Raw genomic sequence first — 17,740 nt, 5'->3', positions numbered from 1 at the left:
GAGCGCGAGGGGTGGACGAATACACAAACCCGCCCTTCGCGCTCACGGTGGGCATCAAATGTGACCACGAACGGTCGCTGGTGAGCGCGAAGGGCGGGAGGAGCGGGAGGGTCCGAACCGCGGGAGGGCTATTCGGTAACGATGAACTTGCCGTGCTGGCCCTTTTCCGCGTTAGTCATGATGTGATTGACAAAGGAATAGGTACCGGGCTCGTTGAAGGTCATCTCGACGAATCCGCCTTGCGCCGGGAGGAGGTCCAGGGCTTGCGAACCGGTCGCGTCCTCATTCTTGATGAGGTAAGTGCCTTCCTTGTAGGCGGTATCGAATTGCTCGCCCACAACGTGGAAGCTCAACGGCTGGTCGGGACCTAGGTTGGTCAGCCACAGGCGGACGGTATCGCCTACCTTGGCCTTGATAGGCTCTGCGTCATACTGGCCCGGGTAGTAATTGAAGGCCATGAGGTCGAAGCGGCCGTCGGCAACGCGCTGGGCGTCGGCGCCGGTGGATTCCTCGCCCAGGAAGACATCGGTAGCCATGAAGTTATACTCCGCATCAACGGGCTTGAGGTTCGGCGGATCGATGATGACATTGCCGGCCATGCCATTGGCGATGTGAAGGGACATGGGCATCGTGGAGCAGTGATACATCCAGATGCCGGAGCGGTTCGCGGTGAACTTATAGGTCAATTCCTCGCCCGGCTGGATGGATTTCATGGTCTTATCTGGGCTGACCTCGCCGGCGTGGAAGTCAATGGAGTGGGCCATGGAGCCCTCGTTCTTGATGGTGATTTCGAACTTATCGCCCACCTTGCCGCGCAGGGTGGGACCAGGGGCTTGACCGTTGAAGAGCCAGCGCATCTGCTCGATGCCAGGGGCGACCTCCACGACTTCCTCGGTCATCGTCCAGGTCTCTTTGTGCGTCTTCGTCTCAGCGGCCGGCTGCAAAGTGGCGTCAAAGGCGGAAAAATCGTCGCGCTGTGCGCCGAGTTCGGCGGCAGTTGGCACGTCTACGTGCGGATTGCCAGCTGAGGACACCGCATGGTCATGTCCTGCAGCAGCACCGTCTCCCACGTTGACCTGGAAAGTCATGCCCTGCATCTTGTGGCCGGCGATGGTGCAATAGCCTTCCTCGGAGGAGTCGATGACTCCGGCATCGAGTTGGACGGTCTCGCCGGGGTCAACGCGGCCGGTCTCGGCGTCGCCAATCTTGAGGTCATGGACTTGGTCGCCGGAGTTGGTGAAGTTGACCACCAGGTGGGTGCCGGGGTCGATGTCGATGGACGAAGGAGTAAAGGCCATTCCATCTACGCCCACGTCAATGGTCTGCGTTTCGCCAGAGGATACCGGTGCCGCAGACTCCGTGCCCTTGCCGGTGGAATTGACCACCGCGAGCGCGATGACCGCCGCCAGCGCGATGCCGATGAGCAGCCATGAGGCCCAGGAGGAATCCTTCGGCGCGGGTTTGTCCGCAGGTTGTGAGGAAGAAACGCTCAGCATTTAACTCTCCAGTCTTTTCTTAAGGTAGATGGCTCGGCCGACGGCGATAACGTTGGCGGCAAGGCCTATCCCCATCATGATAAGCCCGGCCACGGTAGCGCCCAGCAATGTCAGCAGTCCGCCTAAGTTGATGAGCAACAGGCGGGCGTAGCCGGTGCGCTCGGTGGTATCAGGGCGTGCGCCGGTAAGGATGGGTAGCAAGTGGTGAAGGACACCGGTGACCAACTGCAAGAGGCCGGCACCGAGGAAGCCTGGCAGCAATATCAGCGTGATGGTGCGCGGGTAGGCGCCCACCGCTGCGGAAATGGCGTCACCGGCACACAACGCCAGCATCCACAGCAGTCCGGCGATAACGGCAACGGTGGCGGTGGTCAGCCGCGGCGAGCGCCCCATGACGGTGGCAAGCACCGGCTGGATGATGAGTACCGCCGCGAGGACCACGAGCAGTTGGGCCATGCCTGCGGCGCGGGTAAGGCCCACCGCGTACAGCGCCATCGCCAAGGACAGGCCAACGCAGTGCACGGTAAGCGCGCGAGTACACCGCGCGCGAGCGGTGGGCGAAATCGCGGTGGCCGATAGCGTGGGGAGCAACGTGACCACCGTGCCGATGACGGTAAGCCACGCGAATCCCCAAATCATGCCGCGCGAGTGGGCACCGACGAGGAGGGAATACTCACCTACCCCATTACCGCTGAGGATAACCAGCACCACGGAGGCAATCATGAACACGGCCGCCGCGATATAAAAGGGCACGGTAACGGCAAAAGAACCAGACAGCGAGCCGCGCAGGCGCCGCGCGATGAACCACAGGTGCCAGGTGAGGGCGGCGATGATGAGGGCAGAGGCGGCGTCGGCAAGCGGGCCCCAGTCATACCCCGCTCTATCAATGAGCAGCAGGATAAGCCCGAGCTGCACTAGGCCCACGCGACTGCCGACGCCCCGATAGTCCCCGCCCGCAGTCCGGGTCAAGGCCTCGGTGAAATGGGTGGAGAAGACGATGATTGCCGTGGTCAGAGCACCAATGGTGAAGGGATGGATGATATCCCACCACACCACAGGAGCGCCCAAAGAGCCAGCGATGAGTAGGCCGAGACCAATAAGGATCCACAAGCCGATAATGGCGCCGCTCAGGGTATGCCAGCGGCCGCGCGCGGCCAGGGACACGTCATGAATGCGCACGTCGCGCCTCCTTTCCGGTTAGGGCAATGCCGCAGGCGAGAAAAACTAACACTGCGATTATCGTAACCACCCCGCCGGTGTGGAGGGCAGTGGTGTGCTCGGCGCAATCGGCAAGGATGCGCAGCGCGAGGCCGCCATGTAAGAGCGCCACCGGCACATAGAGCACCGGGCGGTACGGCAATCGGCGGCGGATAACGGAGGTGAAGATGATGGGTGCGTGGGCAAAAATCATGGACATGACAAAGCCCAAGAAGATGGCGTGTACTGAGGCATCATAGGCAAAGCCAGTGGACTGCCCGTGCAGCAGCCAGAGGTAACCGCCGAGGGCGAGCCAGCCGTAGCCGGCCAACATGCACGCCGCCGAGTAGCGCGGCAGGCCGTGAGAGCGCACCAGATTCTTGGCCACGTCTACCCGCGCGGTGGCCGCAGCGATGGCGATGAGCACCAAGCCCATCGCGCGATAGCCCACCGCTGGGGCAAGCATGTAGATGACGCTGGCCGCCGCCAGCCCCAGAACCAGAAGGGTGAGGTGGTTTTCGGCGCGGGTTCCGGCCATGGTGACGCGCGCTAGTTCCATGCGCTCGCCGATGATGGTGGCCACCGCGTAGAGGACGCACAACGGCATCGCCACGGCGAACCCCGGGCCCATGGCCCACAGGGCGGCGGCTGCTACTCCCCCGATAACTCCGGCTGCCTGCACCAGGATCGCGAGGCTCGCCTGACGGCGATAGATGGTGGCGTAAATGAAGCCCAGGACAAGGAAGCTGGCGGCAAAACACACTGCGGGGACCGCCCGCGGCAGGCCGGCGAGAATACCCAGCACGCCGGCGACGTGGCACACGGGCCCGGCCCATGCCCAGGAGGTGCGCACAGCAACGGTGCGCTCCAGTCCGATGGCTCCGCCCACGAAACCGAAGACCATGAGCGGTCCGTGGTCGGCGGCGAAAGACGCGCCAGGGGTGGCGGTCAACCCCAATAGGGTGGCGCTCGCAGCCAGGCCTACCAGCAGCGATAGGCCTGCAAAGGCGAGGAAGATGAGGCGATGCGCCACGCTATTATTTTGCACGGGTTTTATCGTACTAATATTGGTTGCAGAGCGAAACTCGCACCGCTTAAGAAAGGACCACTCGCTATGCAACTGCCCATCTCCGATGCCAATAAGCCACACTCCATCCCGACCCTCAACGCCTCCGAAATTCCGCACGCCGTTCGCCACGGCGCCATCCACGGCGCACTGGGCACCCTCAACGTGGGTGAATCCATGATCCTCATCGCCCCGCACAATCCGGTTCCCCTGCTCAAGGAGGTCGAGGCTCGCGAGGAGAGCTTCGAGCTGGACTACCTCAAGGAAGAAGAAAACGACTTCCACATCAAGTTCACCCGCGTGAGCTAAACCCGCGCGGGGCGGAGGGCTATCCTGGATAGGTCACACTACCGCCGTAGAAGGAGCCCTCCGCAGATGAAGAAGCGCGCCGCCGCACTCCTCGCCGCCCTCGCATTCGCCCTTACATCCTGCGCTCCCCCAACGTCAACGACTTCCGCCCAGGACGCGGATGCTGCCACGCTCAATGTCCTAGCTGCATCCTCCACCCGCGTTATCAATGACGAACTCACTCAGCGCGCAGGCCAGCTCGCGCCGCCGGTAAATCTGAACTTTGAAAATGGCGGCTCCTCCGACCTGGTGAGCAAGCTGCGCGAGGGCGCCCCGGCCGATCTTCTCCTCACGGCGTCGAAGAAAACCATGGATAAGGCGGTGCAAGATGGCACGGTTGCCGCGCCCGAGGTGCTTGCCACCAATGTCATGGTCATGGTTGTGCCCAAAGGCAACCCGGCGAGAATCCATTCCGTGGAGGATCTGCCCCACTCCCGCCACTTCGTGCTGTGCGATCCCCAAGTTCCCTGCGGCGATATCTCCTCCCAGATCATCGACGATAAGCACCTGGACGTCCACCCTTCCTCCCAGGAGCGCCAGGTAGCAGACGTTTTAGGAAAGGTTGCCTCGGGCGAGGCGGATGCTGGGTGGGTCTACTCCACCGACGCCGCCGCGGCCGCCGATGATGTCGAGGTGATTGACATACCTGGAGCAGAGAAGTTCTCTAACCAGATCCTTGGCGCCGTCGCCAAGGAGACTTCCCACCCGGATCAGGCTCGCGCGGTGCTCGATATCCTGAGCGGCGACTTTGCGTCCACCTGGCGCGAGCGCGGCTTCACCCCGACGGAGTAGACTATGTCCGCCCCACAGCCTATTCGCCCCAAAGCCCCGCTTCTTATCGGCCTTATTGGCCTCATTGCGGTAGCGACCATCATCGTCCCCGTTGCTGCCCTTGGCCTGCGCGTGCCCTGGGCGCGCATTAGCGACTATCTCGCGCGCGACGAGATCCGGGACATGCTGCTCATCTCAGTGGCAGCCGCCTTCCAATCCATGATTCTTGCGCTCGTGCTGGGCTTGGGGCTGGCCCTGTGGGTGCAGCAGCTCGGCCGCGGCAGCGCCGTAGTGCGCCTCTTGGTCTACCTGCCCTTGGCCATGCCGCCGGTGGTGGGTGGTTTGGCCCTTACCGCAGCCTTTGGCCGCAAGGGATACCTGGCCCCGCTTCTCGACGCCCTCGGCATCCATTTCGCCTTCGCCTTCCCCGGGGTCGTTATGGCGCAGACCTTTGTGGCGCTGCCCTTTGTGGTGGTGGCGGTCGATTCGGCATTGCGCCAGCTGGACCAGGAGATCCTCGCCTCTGCACGCGGCGTGAGCTTGGGGCGATGGGAGATCCTGGGCAAAATCACCCTGCCGTCCATCGCCCCGGCCTTGGCTACGGGGGCGGGGTTGGCCTTCGCGCGCTCGCTGGGCGAATTTGGCACGACCCTGACCTTTGCCGGCTCGCAGCCTGGGGTCACCCGCACCATGCCGCTAGGCATCTATTTAGAGCGCGAGGTCGATGCGGATGGCGCGTACGTGCTCTCCGCACTGCTTATCGGGTTGGCCTTAGCCTGCCTGGCGCTGGCGGGCTTGCCTGCCCTGCGGCGGCGAAGCTACCAGCCGCAGGCCAGGAGGTTGCATGAGATGGACGTCGATAAGCTCCGCGCCCTTACCCGGCCCACTGATGCGCCGGCGCTGTCTGTGACCGTCGACGGTGTCCGCACGGATTTTTCCCCGCGCGCCATAACGGCCGTAGTGGGCCCGAATGGTTCCGGCAAGACGACTCTGATGGGGCGCATTGCCGGGCGCCTGAGCGGCGGGGAGGTCTCCCCGGAGGGCGCCGACGTCGTCTTGCTCACCCAGCGGCCGGGATTGCCGCCGCGCTCGACGGCCGTGGAGGCGGTCGCCATGGTCACCCGCGATAAGGCCCGTGCGCAGGAGCTCCTGGCGGCGGCGGGATTGCACGAGCTTGCCGACGTCCCCGTGCCCGCCCTGTCCGGCGGCCAGGCCGCCCACGTGGCGCTGGTGCGCGCGCTAGCCGCACGGCCAGCCGTCCTGATTGTGGACGAGCCCCTTGCCGCAGTCGACGTGAAATCGGCCGAGAGGTGGCGCCGCTTCTTGCACGCGGCACGCGCGGACCGTACCACGCTGCTTGTTACCCATGACGCGCTCGATATTGTGCACCTAGCGCAGGACATGCTGGTCATGGAATCCGGCCGAGTGCGGGCCCACGGCGCAACCGCGCGTCTGCTTGAGGCACCGCCGACAGGCTTCGTTGCGGCGCTAGCGGGTCTCAACCGCCTCGAAGGAACCGTAACCGAGATCGGCGCGTCCGCCGTAGAAGTTGCGTGCAGCGATATTACCGTTCTGGCGACCACGGAGGATGCTTCTTTTGAGCCCGGGCAGAAGGTGGCGGTGACCTTTGCCCCGCATGCGGCGACAATTGGCGCGGCGCCAGAGGCCTGCAATCAATGGGCAGCGCGCGTCTTGGCCGTCGAGGCCACCAGCCTCGCAGCGGCCCAGCTGCGCGTTGATCTGGGCGGCCAGGAGGCTACAGTACCGGTAGACCGCGAGTTCGCTTTAGGCGTCGCGGTGGGTAACATCGTATCCTTAACAGTGTCTAAAGCAAACGTTTTTGTCCACCCCAACTAGTTTTCTGTATTCGCAGACCCCAAGGCGGATTTCTACCATGCCTGATTCACTTCCTCGTCCCACCACCGAACTCTTTCCGGAGGCCCTCAACCTCTCGCCCAAGCAGCGCGAGGTGCTCACCGCTGTGCAGCGCCATCCCGAAGGCGCCAAGGCCGGCACCGTGGCCGAGGAACTAGGCATGCACGTCAACACCGCCCGCGGACACATCGATGAACTGGTCAACGCTGGGGCCGTCAACGTAGTCTCCGCGCCGAGTAAGGGCCGCGGGCGCCCCTCCCTCATCTTCCAAGCCCGCATTCCGGATAACAAAGCAGTGGCAGAGGAATACATCACCTTGGTGGAGGTGCTGACCACGATGCTGGCGAAAGAGAAAGAACTTGATGACGCCGCCTCGGCCAAGGCCCTAGAGATCGGACGACGCTGGGCGCGCGCCGCGGGCGCGGATGCCTCCAATGGTGCGCTCGATACGCTCTTTGCCACCCTGCGCGATATGGGCTTTGACCCCGCCACAAAACCAGACTCCACCGACATTGAGCTTCATGCTTGCCCCTTTGTCTCTTCGGGGCTTGAGCCTTCGCCGTTCCTGTGCGCGGTACACGCTGGCTTCCTGCAAGAAACCAGCGATGATGACACCTCGATCACTTTGGTGCCGCGCCAGCACCCCAACGTGTGCCGGCTAAAAATTAAGCCTGCGTAAGCTCCACGCGGACGGGGCCGGCCACGGTGAGGTCGATGACGCGGAGGTTCTGCTCGCGGGCGTCGGCAAGAATGCCCTCCTCAATATCCTCGGTGTGCAGCACCATGACGGTGGGGCCGGCGCCGGATAGGTAGGCCGCATAGCCGCGGTTGCGCAGGCGGTTGACCCACTCCGCGGTCACGGGAAGCACATCCGCGCGGTACGGCTGGTGCAAGCGATCGCGGGTTCCCTCCCACAGGAGATCCGGGTAGTTCTGCAATGCCGCCACCTGGACCGCGGTGCGCGAGACGTTGAACGCCGCATCCGAATGCGTCACGTGCGAGGGCAGGACGCGGCGCACCGCCTGGGTGGAGGCGTGGAAATCCGGCACGAGCGCGGTGGCGCGGATATCTTCGTGGACCTTGATGGACGCGGCGCGGTAGTCCGGCAAAGAATGGCCGTCGACGGGGACATTGGTCCACGACACCACGGCGTCTCCCAGCACGGAGGCGGCCGCATTATCGGGGTGACCCTCAAAGGCGGAGGAAAGCTGCACCACTTGCTCTTGGGTCAGCGGGCTTCCCGCCAGCGCATTGCCGGCGGCCACGCCCGCCACCGCGGCGGAGGCGGAAGAGCCCAGGCCGCGCGACTGCGGGATATTATTATGCGAGACCACGCGCAGGCCGGGCACGGTGGCGTCGGCCGCCGAGAGTGCGGAGCGAATCGCCTTGACCACCAAGTGGGAGCCATCGCGCGGCAGGTCTTCTGCGCCCTCGCCGAAAATTTCGACCGTAAGGCCCGAGGTGGTGACCTCTACCTCAACGGTGTCATACAGGCTCAACGCCATGCCCAAGGTGTCATAACCCGGGCCAAGGTTCGCCGTGGAGGCAGGAACGGTCACGATTGCCTTAGTGCCGACTTCAACTTCGATACTCATAGCTATCCAGTCTATGGGGCCGAGCTAGCTGCCAAGGCGGATTACGGAATGAACGGCCTTGACCTCTTCGAGCTCGCCCAAGGCAGCCACAATGGTGTCCAAGGTGGCCTCCTTGGCGGCGTGGGTGACCACGATGAGGCGGGCGGTGTCCGCGCCGTCTTCCTGGCGCACGGTGCGCAGGGAGACGTCATTGTCGGCGAACACGGCGGAGATAGCGGCCAGCACACCGGTGCGGTCTTGGACTTCCATATCGATGTGGTAACGGGTTTCTACCTCACCGAAGTCTGCAATAGGCAGGTTGGCGTAGGTATTTTCACCCGGTGCGCGGCCGCCGTGGACGATATTGCGGGCTGCCCCGACGACGTCGCCAAGCACGGCAGAAGCCGTAGGATTGCCGCCCGCACCATTGCCGTAGAACATCAGGGAACCTGCGGCCTCGGCCTCAACGAAGATGGCATTATAAGACTCGCTCACGGAAGCCAGCGGGTGCTCCTTGGGCACCAACGTGGGGTGCACGCGGGCATTGACCGCCTCGGAGCCGTCCTCACGCTGGAGGCGCTCGCAAATGGCCAGCAGCTTGATGGAATAGCCGGCATCATTAGCGGCGGCGATATCCGCGGCGGTGACCTTGGTAATGCCCTCGCAGTGGACGTCCTCGAATTTCACGCGAGTGTGGAAGCCCAAAGACGCCATGATGGCAGCCTTGGAGGCGGCGTCATGGCCCTCTACATCCGCGGTGGGATCGGCCTCGGCATAGCCCAGGCGGGTAGCCTCCGCCAGCGCCTCATCATAGGAAGCGCCCGTGGACTCCATCGCGTCCAAGATGAAGTTAGTGGTGCCATTGACGATGCCAGAGATGCGCTCTACCTGATCGCCGGCCAAGGAGCGCCGCAGCATGCCTACCACCGGAATCGCGGCGGCTACGGCAGCCTCGAAGTAGAGATCTACACCGGCGCGGTCGGCGGCCTCCGCCAGCTCGTCTGCGTGCGCAGCAACCAGGGCCTTATTGGCGGTCACCACCGACTTTCCGGAATTGAGTGCGGCGAGCACCAGCTCGCGTGGGAAGTCGATACCGCCGATAACCTCAACCACGAGGTCGATATCATCGCGGGCGACGAGCGCTTTGGCGTCATCGGTCAACAGCTCCTGGGGCACGCCCGGGCGCAGCTTATTTTTATTGTGGATGGCGATGCCGCGAATCTCGGCTGGGCCACCGATGCGGTGAGCAAAGGCATGAGCGTTCTCCCCCAGCAAGCGAAAGACCTCAGCACCAACGGTGCCGAAGCCCAGCAGCGCGATACCAACGGTCTCGCCCTCTCCCTTGCCGGAATGCTCGTGTGCCTGAAGCTCGCTAGTCGATGCAGCCATAATCCGTCTCCATTGTGCGGTTGGGGTAAAGGTTTAGTGCCCGCTAATTGCGGATACAGGACACTATACAGAACAAGCTGTCTACTTTCGCCACAAATGGGTCAACAGATAGAAAAGTCCCCGTCACAGGCCCTGAATTAAATTAGGCGCTGTAACGGGGACCGAGTGGCCGGGCTAGTCCACTTCGAGGGAAAGAAGATCCTCGATGGTCTCGCGGCGCAGCATGGGCTTGGTCTCGCCTACGCGCGTGGCGACGACCGCCGGGCGCACCGCACCGTTGTAGCGCGAGGACATCATGTACTGGTAGCCACCGGTAGCAGCAAAGGCAATCAAGTCTCCCGGCTGGATATCATTGGGTAGCTCGCCGTCCTCAAGGAGAATATCGCCGGACTCGCAATGGAAGCCCACCACGCGGGAGGGCACCTCTTCCCCATCGCTAAAGCGGTTGACCACGCGCACGTCATAGGCAGAACCGTAAAGCGCTGGCCGGATATTGTCTGACATTCCACCATCGACGGAGATATAGCGACGCAGCGGCAGATCCGACTTGCCAGTTTCTACATCCTTGACGGTACCCACGCGGTAGACGGTCACCGCCGAGCCAGCAACCAAGGAGCGACCGGGCTCAACCAAGAGGAAGGGCGCCTCAATGCCCAACTCCTCTGCGGTGTGCTTGACCGCGCCGAGCATATCGCCGGCCACGCGCTCGATATCCAGCGCCTCCTCATAAGGCATGTAGGGAATACCAAAGCCGCCACCCAAGTCGAGCTCTTCTAGAGTTACGCCCAGCTCGGTATAAATCTGGCGGTACAGGCCCATGACGCGCTCCGCGGCAAGTTTGAAGCCCTCCGCATTAAAAACCTGGGATCCCACGTGGCAATGCAGGCCGCTTAGGTGCAGGTTGTCCGCCTCCAAGCAACGCTTGGCCGCAGCAAAGGCTGCACCCGTGGCGAGCGAAATGCCGAACTTTTGATCCTCATGCGCCGTGGCGATGAATTCGTGCGTATGCGCATCAACACCCGGCTTGACGCGGATCATCACCGGCTGGACCTTGCCAGCCTCGCCCGCAATGCGATTGAGCTCTTCCAGCTCGAGCTCGTTATCAATGACCACGTGGCCCACGCCGGCGTCTACACACAAACGCAGGTACTCATCGTCCTTATTGTTGCCGTGCGTGGTGATGCGCTCGGCCGGGAACTCCGCGGCCAAGGCAATCTTGAGCTCATTGAGAGAGGCTGCGTCCAAGCACAGGCCTTCCTCATTGACCCAGTTCACGATTTTCTTTGAGATGAATGCCTTGGAGGCGTAGTGCACGTGCTCGGGTCCACCGAAAGCGCGGGCCATGTCCTGGCAGCGGGACCGGAAGTCATCTTCATCGAAGACATAGAGCGGGGTCTGGAATTCCTCCGCCAAATCCGGCAGCGGAACACCAGCAATGGTTACTACGCCGTCTTCCTCGCGCCTTGCATTGCGCGGCCAGACGTGGGCCGGCAGCTCATTGAAATCCGCCACTTACATCTTCTCCGGGGTGCTCACACCCACCATGGTCAAGGCATTGGCCAAGACCACGCGGGAGGCTTGTGCCAGCGCGAGGCGGGCGCCGTGGATAGGAGCTTCGTCCTCGCCCGCCTTGGGCAGAACCTGGCAGGAGTCATAGAAGCGGTGGAAGACCGCGGCGAGGTCCTCGGCATAGCGGGCGATGCGGTGCGGCTCGCGCAGCTGCGCGGCCTCTTCCACCACGGCCGGGAATTCACCCAGGGTGCGGATGAGGTCGCCCTCGCGGTCGTGAGTGAGTAAGGAGAGATCCGCGCCTTCCGAATCGACGCCCAGCTCGGCTGCCTTGCGGCCGATGGAGCACAGACGGGCGTGGCCGTACTGCACGTAGTAGACGGGGTTATCGGAGGACTGGGATTCCCACAGGCCTAAATCAATATCGATGCTCTGGTCCACAGAGGAACGCACCAGGGAATAACGGGAAGCATCCACACCGATGGCAGCCACGAGATCCTCCATGGTGATGACCGTGCCCGCACGCTTGGACATGCGCACTGGCTTGCCATCGCGCAGGAGGTTAACCAGCTGGCCAATGAGTACCTCGACGGCGTCGGCATTGTAGCCCAGGGCGGCTGCGGCAGCCTTCAAGCGTGGCACATAGCCGTGGTGGTCAGCGCCCAGCATGTAGATATTCAAATCGTGGCCGCGGTCGAACTTATCGGCCACGTAGGCAATGTCGCCGGCAATATAGGCCGCATTGCCATCGGACTTGACCACCACGCGGTCCTTGGAATCGCCGTAATCGGTGGACTTGAGCCACCAGGCATTTTCAGCCTCGTACATATGGCCTTCGGCCTTGAGCTTTTCCAGCGCGGAATCGACTGCACCGGATTCGAAAAGGGAGTTCTCGTGGAAGTAGACATCAAAGTCCACGCCAAACTCGTGCAGGGACTGCTTGATCTGCGCAAACATCATCTCCACGCCGTCTGCACGGAAAGCTTCCTGGACCTCTTCGTCGCTGCCCTCTAGCGCGGATGGGTTCTTTTCCACGACGGCCTGGGCAATGTCCTGGATATAGGCTCCGCCGTAGCCATCCTCCGGAGTAGGCTCGCCCTTCGCGGCAGCCACGAGGGAACGGGAGAAACGGTCAATCTGGCCGCCATGGTCATTGAAGTAATACTCGCGGGTGACCTCCGCGCCAGATGCCTCCAGCACGCGGCCCAGGGAATCGCCCACGGCCGCCCAACGGGTGCCGCCAAGGTGGATCGGGCCGGTCGGGTTCGCGGAGACAAACTCGAGGTTAACCTTCTTACCCGCAAAGGAATCGTTAGAACCGTACTCCTTGCCGGCGCGAAGGATTTGCGCGACGATCTCTCCTTGGGCGTCGGCAGCAAGGCGAATATTAATGAAACCAGGGCCAGCGATATCGGCCTCTGCAACGGCATCATTGTCTGCCAAGGCCTCCGCTAACCAGCCGCCCAGCTCGCGCGAGTTTGCACCGGCCTTCTTGGCCACCTGCAACGCCACGTTGGTGGCATAATCGCCGTGCTCTGGATTGCGTGGGCGCTCTACAGTTACCGTTTCCGGCAAAACGGAGGAATCAAGCTCATGGCTTTCCATGACCTTAACGGCAGTTTCTTTAATCAATGTGGCCAAATCAGCTGGTGTCATGTCGCACGATTCTAGTGGACTGAAAAGTCAAGTGTGAAAAGGGCCGGGCCAGAAAACTCCTCTTTGCAGGACAAACGTTTGATAAGAGCTTTTTGCAACATTGATATTGCGAAATAATTGCTGGTCAACAAAGGGACGCATTACGCACGTACTGCTTAAAAGGAGTAGGGTTGTGCCTACCCCCATGTCAAGAATCAACGAGGAGCACCGTATGCGCATTGCGCTATTTTCCACTTGCATTGGTGACGCCCTTTTCCCGGACGTACAAAAGGCAACGGCACTGGTTCTCTCCCGCTTGGGCCACGAGGTGGTCTTCCCGGAGGAGCAGACCTGCTGCGGCCAGATGCACATCAATACCGGTTACCAGAAGGAAACCCTGGGTATGATCCGCTCCTATGCGGATGCCTTCGCAGATCCCTCCATTGACTACGTTGTTGCTGCCTCTGGTTCCTGCGTCGGCGCCGTTCGTGAGCAGCACGAGCGCATCGCCGACCGTTACGGCAACTCCGCCGACGTCGACGGCGCCCGCAAGACCACCCAGAAGACCCTGGACCTGCCGGAATTCCTGGTAGACGTCGAAGGCGTTACCAACGTGGGCGCATTCTTCCCGCACCGCGTGACCTACCACTCTTCCTGCCACGGCCTGCGCTTCCTGAAGCTGGGCGACCGCCCAATGCAGCTGCTGCAGGAAGTCGAAGGCATCGAACTGGTCACCCTTCCGAATAAGGAAGAATGCTGTGGCTTCGGCGGCACCTTCGCCATCAAGAACGCAGAAGTATCCCGCGCGATGGTCACCGATAAGACTCGCCACATCAAGGAGACCGAGGCAGAATTCGTCACCGGCGGTGACTCTTCTTGCCTGATGAACATTGGTGGTGCCCTCAGCCGCCAGCGTTCCGGCGTCCGCGCCGTTCACATGGCTGAGATCTTGGCTTCCACCAAGGAGCACCCATGGACTCCGACCTCCGCCGCTTACTCCAAGGAGACGATGCTCTAATGACCTCTTTCCTCGATACCACCCCACCGCGCGCGCCGGAAGGCTATGGCAACCTGCGCGGCAGCAAGGCCTTTGTTCCCCTGGCACACGTTGGTCTGAACAACGCCACCCAGCGCCACAACCTGCAGCACGCCACCACCTCCATTCGTGAGAAGCGCTCCAATGCTGTGGAGGAGCTGGACGATTGGCAGGAGCTGCGCGCTGCAGGTTCCGCCATCAAGGAAGACGTTGCCGCTCGCATGCCAGAGCTGCTCGAGCAGTTCGAAGAGGCAGTCAAGGCTCGCGGCGGCGTCGTCCATTGGGCACGCGATGCCAAGGAAGCTAACCAGATCATTGAGGGCCTGGTTCGCGCTACCGGCGAGACCGATGTGGTCAAGGTTAAGTCCATGGCCACCCAGGAAATCGGCATGAACGAGCACCTGGAGGCAGCGGGCATCAACGCTCGCGAGACCGACCTGGCCGAGCTCATCGTGCAGCTGGGCGAGGATAAGCCGTCCCACATTCTGGTTCCGGCTATCCACCGCAACCGCGCGGAGATTCGCGATATCTTCGTCAACAAGATGCCAAATACCGATGACACCCTGCAGGCTAATCCAGCAGAGTTGGCCGAGGCATCCCGCCAGTTCCTGCGCGAGCAGTTCATGCAGGCCAAGGTTGCCATCTCCGGCGCCAACTTCGGCGTGGCAGAAACCGGCACCATCAACATCGTGGAGTCCGAGGGCAATGGCCGTATGTGCCTGACCCTGCCGGAGACCCTCATTACCGTGATGGGCATCGAAAAGCTGGTTCCTACCTTCCAGGACCTGGAGGTCTTCCTCCAGCTGCTGCCGCGTTCTTCCACCGCGGAGCGTATGAACCCGTACACCTCCATGTGGTCCGGCGTTACTGAGGGCGATGGCCCGCAGAACTTCCACTTGGTGCTGCTGGATAACGGCCGTACCGCGGCCCTGTCCTCCCCGATTGGCCACCAGGCTCTCAAGTGCATCCGTTGCTCGGCATGCCTGAATGTTTGCCCGGTTTACGAGCGCGCCGGCGGCCACGCCTACGGCTCTGTATACCCTGGCCCGATCGGCATTTCCCTGACGCCGCAGCTGACCGGCATGAAGGACCACAACGATCCTTCCGCCAGCCTGCCTTATGCGTGCTCGCTGTGTGGCCGCTGCGACGAGGTGTGCCCGGTGAAGATTCCGCTTTCCGACGTCATTTTGGAAAACCGCCACCAGAAGGTCACCCACGCCACCCCACCAATCGAGCCGAAGCTCTTCAAGACCATTCAGCTGCTGTGGAGCAACCCGAAGCTGTGGAACAAGGCAACCCACATGGTCGCCCTGGGCCGCATTTTGGGTGGCACCAACAAGACCATCGAATCCCTGCCACTGTTTATGTCCGGTTGGTCCGAGGGCCGCGACACCGCGGTTCCGCCAAAGAAGTCCTTCCGCCAGTGGTTCGAGTCCGAAGAAGGCAAGGAACTTCTTGCCGAGGCCCGTGAGGAGTCCAAAAAGTGAACGCAAAGCAGGAAATCCTAAGCCGCATCCGCTCCGCTCAGAAGCAGGCTGGTCTCCCCGACCACGTTGATGCCCCTCGCGACTACCACCACGAGGGCACCCTGAACGCGGACGAGCTGCGCGATATGCTCATTGACCGACTCGAGGATTACAAGGCCGAGGTGCACGTCACCGAGGAAGGCGAGCTCAAGCAGACCATCGCCACGATCCTCAAGGACCGCGAGTGCAACGACATTCGTTACGCCGAAGGCATGGACGCCACCCTTTTCGAGGGCTTCGATGCCAAGCCGGACGATAAGACCGTCGATCCGCGCACGCTGAACGAGACTGACGCTGTGGTTACTTATTCCCACGTCACCTCGGCGCAGACCGGCACCATCGTGCTCGAGTCTGACGAGCGTTGCGGCCGTCGCGCACTGACCCTGGTTCCGGACCGCCACCTGTGCATCGTCCACCAGAATGAGATCGTCTACGGTATCCCCGAGGTCATCTCCCGCATGAACCCGGAGAAGCCAGCGACCTGGATCTCTGGCCCATCCGCTACCTCTGATATCGAGCTCACTCGTGTCGAGGGCGTGCACGGCCCGCGTGACCTCATCGTTGTCATCGTCAAGTAGTACTGCGTAGCCCCTCACCCGCCCCCGGCCGGTGAGGGCACCCACCTACTGTGAATATGATGCCAAAAGCATCAAAAAAGCATAGGCTAGGTCTACCAATCATTTTTATTCTGGAGACCTAACCTATGCTTTCTTTTTCTTCTAAACTAGCGGCCACGCTCGGTGCTGCTGCGGTCACTCTTGGTGTCACCGCGCCGATTGCTACAGCCGCGCCAGCCCCCGCGCCGCAGGACACCAAGCCCGCCATTTCCTGGGAAGACTGCCCTGAGCAGGTAGACATCGCCAATGCCGAATGCGGCCGCATCGAAGTGCCTACGTACTACGACAACCCACAGGCCGGCACCATTAGCGTCGGCTTCGTGCGCGTTCCCGCCGCAAAGCCAGACGCCCGCCGTGGCGCGTTGTTTACCAACCCTGGTGGCCCTAGTGGCGATGCCTATGGTTGGGCCGGCAATACCGCTGTTCCATGGCCACAGGCCGTGCGCGATGAGTGGGACACCATTGGTGTGCAACCGCGTGGCCTGCCCGGCTCCACGCCAGTAAAGTGCGATGCCACGGCCACCAGTAATCCGCTCCAAGGCAGCCTCCAGGTAGGTAAGCTCACCCGCGATGCCTGCGAAAAGCATACCCCGGGCTATACCAATTCGCTGACCACCGCGAATACCCTGCAGGACTGGGAGATGGTGCGCCGTGCTTTGGGCGAGGAAAAGATTGACATCGCCGGCACCTCCTATGGCACCTACCTCGGCTCCGCCTACGCCACCAAGTATCCGGAGCATACCGGCAAGGTCCTGCTGGATTCGGGTATGAGCCCCAAGCTGGCGTGGAATGGCATCTTTGCTTCGCAACAGCGCGGCTATGAAAAGGGACTGCACGACCTCTTCGGTTTCATTGCCAAAAATGACGCCAAGTACCACCTTGGCACTACCCCACTGCAGGTCTATGAAAAGTGGTCACAGAAGGTAGCCCGCGAGGCCGGCGTTCGCCCCACGGTCTTGCCCCCAAATGCCAAGATTGGTGACCTCCCGCCAGGGCTCGAGTTTGCCGGTCAGCCTGGCGCGGACATCATGACAGCCACCGGCCCGCTGCGCGTGCAGGCGGAGTTCCTCGGTCAGAAGATTCAGCACCCCAATGCCGTGCAGGTTTCCTCCCCACTCTTGGGGATGACGCGCGTCGTTGTTCCGGTTCCTGCGCAGTGGGATGCCTTTGCCAAGCACTTGAATGGCAGCGAGCCCATGGATGCCGAGCAGCCCGACCCGGAGGCACTGCGCAAGGAGCAAGAAGCCGTGGCTCAGGCGATGAATATGCAAAACCTCATCGTCTGCAATGAAAACACCGCGCCGGGCAATCCGCTGCTGTACCCAAGCTACCTGTGGACCAACTTCGTCAGTCTTGATCCCTTCACGCTCATCAATTCCCTCTACGGCTCCGGCGCGGGTTGTGGCGGCCGCGCCCCGGTGACGGGCCAGGCGCCTCTCGACGGCTCCAAGCTGGCCACCAAGCCCCTCCAGATTCAGGCTACGGGCGACCCACAAACGCCGTATCAGTACCACACCAGCCTCTCCAAGCCGATGCAGTCGCGAGTGGTCACCGTCCATGGTCCTGGCCATGCCCACTTCGCATCCAAGAATAAAGTCGTCGATGACATCGGCGTGCACTACCTGCGCACCGGTGAGGTCACTACCACCGACGCCCCCGGGTTGATTTAGTCCCCCACTAACCCATGCGCTAAAATCACAT

General features: G+C 62.1%; 15 protein-coding genes. 8 read left to right on the top strand and 7 right to left on the bottom strand.

Annotated elements, in window-relative coordinates:
* Nucleotides 1-128 precede the first annotated feature (128 nt).
* From BJ985_RS01485 to BJ985_RS01475, 3 genes are read right to left on the bottom strand one after another with little or no spacing between them, the layout of a single operon-like run.
* Nucleotides 129-1,496 (bottom strand): multicopper oxidase domain-containing protein, encoded by a 1,368-nt coding sequence (locus tag BJ985_RS01485; RefSeq protein WP_179386371.1) that lies wholly within the window; start codon nucleotides 1,494-1,496, stop codon nucleotides 129-131.
* The gene (locus BJ985_RS01480; protein ID WP_179386370.1) at nucleotides 1,497-2,675 is read right to left on the bottom strand and encodes a beta-carotene 15,15'-monooxygenase; all 1,179 of its coding nucleotides are present in this window, start codon (nucleotides 2,673-2,675) and stop codon (nucleotides 1,497-1,499) included.
* A complete protein-coding gene (locus BJ985_RS01475; RefSeq protein WP_179386369.1) occupies nucleotides 2,662-3,741 on the bottom strand; it encodes a DUF8744 domain-containing protein in 1,080 nt (359 codons plus the stop codon). The genes BJ985_RS01480 and BJ985_RS01475 overlap by 14 nt, the downstream gene beginning before the upstream one ends.
* Before the next feature lie 66 nt (nucleotides 3,742-3,807).
* Here BJ985_RS01475 and BJ985_RS01470 point away from each other — a divergent pair, with 66 nt between their 5' ends.
* The 4 genes from BJ985_RS01470 to BJ985_RS01455 all read left to right on the top strand — a co-directional run bounded on the left by BJ985_RS01470 (nucleotide 3,808) and on the right by BJ985_RS01455 (nucleotide 7,432).
* Nucleotides 3,808-4,068: a DUF2249 domain-containing protein gene (locus BJ985_RS01470; protein ID WP_040425040.1), complete on the top strand. Its 261-nt coding sequence runs from the start codon at nucleotides 3,808-3,810 to the stop codon at nucleotides 4,066-4,068.
* A gap of 66 nt (nucleotides 4,069-4,134) precedes the next feature.
* Complete coding sequence (modA, locus tag BJ985_RS01465; RefSeq protein WP_179386368.1) at nucleotides 4,135-4,899, top strand: molybdate ABC transporter substrate-binding protein; 765 nt, start codon at nucleotides 4,135-4,137, stop codon at nucleotides 4,897-4,899.
* Nucleotides 4,900-4,902: 3 nt separating this feature from the next.
* Nucleotides 4,903-6,735 (top strand): ATP-binding cassette domain-containing protein, encoded by a 1,833-nt coding sequence (locus tag BJ985_RS01460; RefSeq protein WP_179386367.1) that lies wholly within the window; start codon nucleotides 4,903-4,905, stop codon nucleotides 6,733-6,735.
* A gap of 37 nt (nucleotides 6,736-6,772) precedes the next feature.
* Nucleotides 6,773-7,432, top strand: coding sequence for a helix-turn-helix transcriptional regulator (locus BJ985_RS01455; protein ID WP_179386366.1), 660 nt, complete (start codon nucleotides 6,773-6,775; stop codon nucleotides 7,430-7,432).
* On the opposite strand, the gene thrB is transcribed toward BJ985_RS01455, so the two are convergent.
* From thrB to argS, 4 genes are all read right to left on the bottom strand, one after another.
* Nucleotides 7,419-8,348 (bottom strand): homoserine kinase, encoded by a 930-nt coding sequence (thrB, locus tag BJ985_RS01450; protein WP_179386365.1) that lies wholly within the window; start codon nucleotides 8,346-8,348, stop codon nucleotides 7,419-7,421. The genes BJ985_RS01455 and thrB overlap by 14 nt on opposite strands.
* A 24-nt stretch (nucleotides 8,349-8,372) precedes the next feature.
* Entirely contained in the window at nucleotides 8,373-9,716 is a 1,344-nt protein-coding gene (locus BJ985_RS01445; protein WP_005323406.1) for a homoserine dehydrogenase, read from the bottom strand.
* A gap of 174 nt (nucleotides 9,717-9,890) precedes the next feature.
* Nucleotides 9,891-11,228, bottom strand: a complete 1,338-nt coding sequence (gene lysA / locus BJ985_RS01440) for a diaminopimelate decarboxylase (RefSeq protein ID WP_179386364.1) — start codon at nucleotides 11,226-11,228, stop codon at nucleotides 9,891-9,893.
* Nucleotides 11,229-12,881 carry an arginine--tRNA ligase gene (gene argS, locus BJ985_RS01435; protein WP_179386363.1) on the bottom strand — a complete coding sequence of 551 codons (1,653 nt, stop codon included), beginning with the start codon at nucleotides 12,879-12,881 and terminating at the stop codon, nucleotides 11,229-11,231. It lies immediately after the preceding gene.
* Nucleotides 12,882-13,092: 211 nt separating this feature from the next.
* Here argS and BJ985_RS01430 point away from each other — a divergent pair, with 211 nt between their 5' ends.
* From BJ985_RS01430 to BJ985_RS01415, 4 genes are all read left to right on the top strand, one after another.
* Nucleotides 13,093-13,878 carry a (Fe-S)-binding protein gene (locus BJ985_RS01430; RefSeq protein WP_005327612.1) on the top strand — a complete coding sequence of 262 codons (786 nt, stop codon included), beginning with the start codon at nucleotides 13,093-13,095 and terminating at the stop codon, nucleotides 13,876-13,878.
* On the top strand, nucleotides 13,878-15,383 hold the full coding sequence (locus BJ985_RS01425) for a lactate utilization protein B (RefSeq protein WP_179386362.1): 1,506 nt from the start codon (nucleotides 13,878-13,880) through the stop codon (nucleotides 15,381-15,383). Before BJ985_RS01430 ends, BJ985_RS01425 begins: the two co-directional genes overlap by 1 nt.
* Nucleotides 15,380-16,000, top strand: a complete 621-nt coding sequence (locus BJ985_RS01420; RefSeq protein ID WP_179386361.1) for a LutC/YkgG family protein — start codon at nucleotides 15,380-15,382, stop codon at nucleotides 15,998-16,000. The genes BJ985_RS01425 and BJ985_RS01420 overlap by 4 nt, the downstream gene beginning before the upstream one ends.
* Nucleotides 16,001-16,125: 125 nt before the next feature.
* A complete protein-coding gene (locus tag BJ985_RS01415) occupies nucleotides 16,126-17,709 on the top strand; it encodes an alpha/beta fold hydrolase (protein ID WP_179386360.1) in 1,584 nt (527 codons plus the stop codon).
* Nucleotides 17,710-17,740: the final 31 nt, after the last annotated feature.

This window comes from Corynebacterium tuberculostearicum, assembly GCF_013408445.1.
Lineage (GTDB): Bacteria > Actinomycetota > Actinomycetes > Mycobacteriales > Mycobacteriaceae > Corynebacterium > Corynebacterium tuberculostearicum.
This window is presented reverse-complemented; position numbering and strand designations above follow the sequence as displayed.